Below are 5343 nucleotides of genomic sequence, written 5' to 3' on the forward strand. Positions count from 1 at the left end.
GTCTGACTCGTGTTTGATGATAGAATCGTAAGTTAACACAACCTCATGTCCGTCCAATTGTTAGGGGAAAAGCTGGTTCATCAGTGGAATTTGGAGCTAAGTTGTCAGCTAGTTGTTACGAAGGATACGATTTTTAGATCGGATTAGCTGGGATAATTTTAATGAATCAGGTGACTTAAAATCACAAGTAGAAGCGTTTAAAGCTGCAACAGGATACTATCCAGAATCAGTGCATGTAGATCAAATTTATCGCACCAAGGATAATAGAAAAATGGTGCAAAGACAGAGGGATTAGAATTAGTGGACCACCACTGGGAAGACCACCAACAAATGTCAGCAAAGAAACCAAAAAGCAGGCACAATTAGACGAGAGAGATCGTAATTGTATTGAAGGTAAATTTGGAGAAGGCAAAAGAAGATATAGTCTTGATCGAATGATGACTAAACTTTCTAATACTTCAGAAACAGCCATTGCCATAACTTTTTTAGTCATGAATCTTTCCGCATTACTGCGGCGGATTATTATGACTTTTTTTGTATCTATTTGAGGAAATACTATGTTTTTCCTATTTTTAGATTTGGATGATTAGAAAATATTATATTTACTCAAATTACTTCATACAATGAATTATGTTTTCACTTACAAGCATTGTTAATTGATTCTTGGTCTGGCTTCAATACGACTTTTTCAGCAAGCCCTAAGTAATAGTGAAAATAACTCCTGTAGGGGCGAAGCATTCGGGCGATAAATTATCGGTTTTTTCCCAAGTTTATTTTCCGAATGCTGATGCTTCCAGTCCCGTTAGGGATACGCCCTTACACCAAATGCTTCGCCCCTGGTAAAACTTTTTCACCAAATACTGCAATAAAATTCTCTTGTTCGCGGTTGACATTATGCAGATAAATTTCACTAAATCCCAGTTCTATATATTTTTGCAACCATTTTATATGTTGTTCTATATCGGCAGAAATTCGCACGAACTGGTACATATCCTCTGGTTTGACAAATTCTGCGGCTGCGTCAAATTGATGAGGATGACGTAAATCAGACAATACTGAACTTTTGAAAATATTTGTGCGCCATTGTTCGTAAGCTGTTTGTAAAGCTGTGGCTTCGTCTTTGGCGTAGGAAAGTTGTACTTTTAAGTACATGGGTTTGCCCTTACCACCACCACGCCGAAAAGCTTCTACCACTTCTTTGAGTTTTTCATCAGGGTGAGATATGGTAATTAATCCATCCGCCCAACTACCTACCCATTCAGCCGTTTGAGGAGTAATTGCTGCACCAATAATTAAAGGTGGAATTTGAGGACGGGTATAAAGCTTTGCTTGTTCTACAGTAATTAAACCGTAATGGTTGACAGTTTCTCCAGCCCATAATGCCCGTATTATATCAACACATTCTTTTAAGCGAATATTGCGATCGCCTTTAGTTAACCATCCTTCTCCGGTAATTTGCTCGTTTATGGCTTGTCCACTACCTAATGCTACCCAAAAACGGCGAGGAAACATCTCTGCCAGTGTAGCCGCAGCCTGGGCGATGATAGCAGGGTGGTAACGCTGTCCGGGGGCGCAAACAACACCAAAAGGTAAATTGGTGGCTTGCATGGCTGCACCGAGCCAAGACCAAGCATAACCGCTTTCTCCCTGGCGATCGCTCCAAGGATGAAAATGATCTGAAGACAGTACAGCACTAAAACCAGCTTTTTCGGCTGTCTGCACATACTCTAGAAGCCGACTAGGTTTAAATTGCTCATGAGAAGCATGATAACCAAATTTCACCATAAAAATTACTCTAATTTTTCCCCATAAAAAAAAGCTCGTAGTCAGGACTTTAGTCCTTAAAATTACCCACAAAAATCCATAACAACAATACAAGTTGAAAATAAAAAAACTCAATTTGAATATACTTCCTTAAAAATATCTGATCCAGTTGGATAATACATCCATCTACAGTCATGCCATAATTATCAATGTTTTTGCTAAATCTCATCCAAAAGACATATTTTTTGTATATAGCATTTCTTAGTCTAACGACGTACAAACTTATCTGTATCTGCGTTCATCTGCGTTTATCCTCTTCCATCTGCGGTTAATTCTTTCTTCTTATACCTCACTTAAATGGGAATTGCTATATTTACATTTAAAGTCAATCAGCATAATTAATCATAATGCCTTTCATAGGGGAGATAAGACAGACGTGAAATTCGATCAATTATTTGGCTTAATAAGCTTAATTGCTTCTTTATATATTCTTTGGCAAATTCGACGCTTGATGTTACTGTTTTTTACAGCAGTAGTCCTAGCTACAGCTTTAAATCAGTTGGTTTTACAATTACAAAACTTGCAGATCAAGCGTTCTTGGTCAGTATTACTCAGTATTTTTGGATTGCTATTACTATTTATCGGCTTCTTCTTCTTGATTGTGCCTCCTTTTATTGCTCAGTTTCAAGAGCTTTTAAAACTTTTACCAGCAGGGATATCCAGAGTTCAAGATTGGCTCAACTATTTAGAAAATCGCTTTGGAGGAGAAACCGAATATTTACCTAATATCAATGACTTAATTCAAGAAATTCAACCTTTAGTTATGCAGGTATTTGAGAGGTCAGTTACAATATTAAGGATCTCTATTAACGCTATTTTAGAATTTCTATTAGTTTTAGTTTTGACACTGATGTTATTGGCAGATCCTCAACCATATCGTCGAGCATTTATCCGATTATTTCCCTCATTTTATCGCCAACGCGTTGATGACATTCTTTCCCGTTGTGCAACTGGGTTGGGAAATTGGACAATAGGTGCTTTAATTGAAATGTTATTTATTGGTGCTTTGAGTGGGATTAGTTTATTGATTTTGCAAGTTCCTCTAGTATTGGCTCATGCTGTTTTAGCAGGATTACTTAACTTTATTCCCAATATTGGACCAACTTTAAGTGTAGTATTTCCTATGGCGATCGCTCTTATAGATGCACCTTGGAAAGCTGTAGCAGTTTTGATTGTTTATGTTGTAATTCAGAATATTGAAAGTTATTGGTTAACTCCCACTGTTATGGCTCAACAGGTAGCTTTATTACCTGCTATTACTCTAACTTCTCAAATATTTTTTGCCACTTTTTTTGGAGCATTAGGATTAGTCATGGCTATACCATTAACTGTGATTACTAAAACTTGCTTAGAGGAAGTTTTATTTAAAGATATTTTAGATAAATGGGAGAATTCATATTTTTAATCTTGGATTTTAATCTGTATAATTATAGTGGATAAAAATGCTGAATTACGATTTTATCAAAAGGGTAATCTTGATACAAAATCAGCCTTTACAAATATCCTCTTTGGCAATATGCTATTGTTAGGCAATACAGAAGTTAGATGTACAATTAAACACAAAATACACGGCAAAAAAGAACCTAACTGAATTGTAAAATTATCCTATCAGGGTAAGATTTTGGAGCAAAAAATTATGACAGCATCATCTACAAATGAATTAACAGAATATAAATGGCATAACTTACCTGTACAGGAAGTAAGTCAATATTTAAACAGTAATATTGAAACAGGTTTAACTGCTGCTGAAGTAGCCAAACGCAAAGAAACTTTTGGAAATAATGAACTGAAAGCCAAACGCGGAAAAAGTGCTTTACTAAGATTTTTGTTGCAATTTCATCAACCGCTACTTTATATTTTATTAATTGCTGGTGCGGTGAAAGCATTTTTGGGACAATGGGTAAATGCTGGAGTAATTTGGGGTGTAACTTTAATTAATGCTATCATTGGTTTTGTGCAAGAATCAAAAGCAGAAAGTGCGATCGCTGCTTTAGCTTCATCAGTTAAAACTAACACCACTATTATTCGTAATAGAAATAAGCTCCAAGTTCCTTCTACTGAATTAATCCCTGGAGACATCGTATTATTAACATCAGGTGATAAAGTACCAGCAGATTTGCGACTTGTACAAACACGGAATTTACAAATCAACGAATCAGGATTAACAGGAGAATCTCTCGCTGTTGAAAAAAATACCCAACCAGTACAAGTAGATGCAGTTCTAGCAGAACGCACTAATATGGCTTATGCTGGTAGTTTTGTCACTTTTGGAACTGGTAAAGGCATTGTCGTTGCTATTGGTACAGCCACCGAAACCGGGCGTATTTCTCAATTAATGGAACAGGGAAATATCCTCAAAACCCCCTTAACTCGGAAGTTTGACAAATTTAGTCGCACCTTACTTTATATTATTTTAGGAATTGCATCTTTAACATTTGCTGTCGGTTTAGGATACGGTAACACCTGGGTAGAAATGTTTGAACCTGCGGTAGCATTTGCTGTGAGTGCCATTCCTGAAGGATTACCTGCTGTAGTCACCGTCACCTTAGCAATTGGTGTTTCCCGCATGGCCAGCCGTCACGCCATTGTACGCAAGTTACCCGCAGTCGAAACCCTGGGAGGTGCTACAGTTATTTGTTCTGATAAAACTGGGACTTTGACTGAAAACCAGATGACAGTACAAGGTATCTATGCAGGTAATGAATATTATACAGTCACGGGTACAGGCTATGCACCAAGCGGGGAAATTTTGCTAGACGAAAATCCTGTAGATATTCATGATATTCCTCCTCTAGCAGAGTGTTTACAAGCTGGTTTGTTATGTAATGATTCCCACTTAGAAGATAAAGATGGACAATGGATAGTAGTTGGTGATCCTACCGAGGGCGCATTAATAACTGCTGCGAATAAAGTCGGGTTAACCCATAATAATTTACAAGCAACTATATCTAGGCTTGATGTCATCCCCTTTGAGTCAGAGTTTCAGTACATGACAACTCTGCATGAAATTGAACAACAAGAACGAATTATTTACGTTAAAGGTTCAGTAGAGGCGGTTCTCAAACGTTGTCAACAGATGTTAAATTCCTCTGGGGAACTTTCTCTTGTGGATGCAGAAACTGTAAATCAGCAAGTTGATACAATGGCGCATCAAGGTTTACGGGTGTTAGCTTTTGCGAAAAAACCAGTTTCTGAGAATCAAGATTCATTAGATCATGCAGATATCGAGAATGATTTGATTTTCTTAGGTTTACAGGGGATGATAGATCCACCCCGTGCTGAGGCTATAAGGGCGGTGCAAGCCTGTCAACAAGCTGGTATTCAGGTGAAAATGATTACAGGTGATCATGCTGTCACGGCGGCTGCAATTGCATCTAGAATGGGTTTTAATCATCATCGGGAAGTGAGGGCTTTTACAGGTGCAGAACTGGCGAGAATGGAAAAACCAGAATTGGCTACAGCTATAGAAGATGGGGTAGTATTTGCCCGTGTAGCACCAGAACAGAAATTGCGAATTGT

Annotated in this window: 3 protein-coding genes and 1 pseudogene; 3 read left to right on the plus strand and 1 reads right to left on the minus strand. The window is 37.7% G+C overall.

Annotated features, from left to right (window positions below):
- Positions 1-32: 32 nt before the first annotated feature.
- Positions 33-548, plus strand: a pseudogene (locus tag FJR38_RS04055) (transposase); the annotation flags it as partial.
- 268 nt (positions 549-816) lie between these two features.
- Here FJR38_RS04055 and FJR38_RS04060 read toward each other — a convergent pair.
- The gene (locus tag FJR38_RS04060) at positions 817-1785 is read right to left on the minus strand and encodes a TIGR03885 family FMN-dependent LLM class oxidoreductase (protein ID WP_168535535.1); all 969 of its coding nucleotides are present in this window, start codon (positions 1783-1785) and stop codon (positions 817-819) included.
- A gap of 415 nt (positions 1786-2200) precedes the next feature.
- Here FJR38_RS04060 and FJR38_RS04065 point away from each other — a divergent pair, with 415 nt between their 5' ends.
- A complete protein-coding gene (locus tag FJR38_RS04065; protein WP_168535537.1) occupies positions 2201-3229 on the plus strand; it encodes an AI-2E family transporter in 1029 nt (342 codons plus the stop codon).
- A gap of 231 nt (positions 3230-3460) precedes the next feature.
- On the plus strand, positions 3461-5343 hold a 1883-nt coding region (locus FJR38_RS04070; RefSeq protein ID WP_168535626.1), incomplete at its 3' end, for an HAD-IC family P-type ATPase.

The sequence above is a fragment of the Anabaena sp. UHCC 0253 genome, from assembly GCF_009712085.1.
Classification (GTDB): Bacteria; Cyanobacteriota; Cyanobacteriia; order Cyanobacteriales; family Nostocaceae; genus Dolichospermum.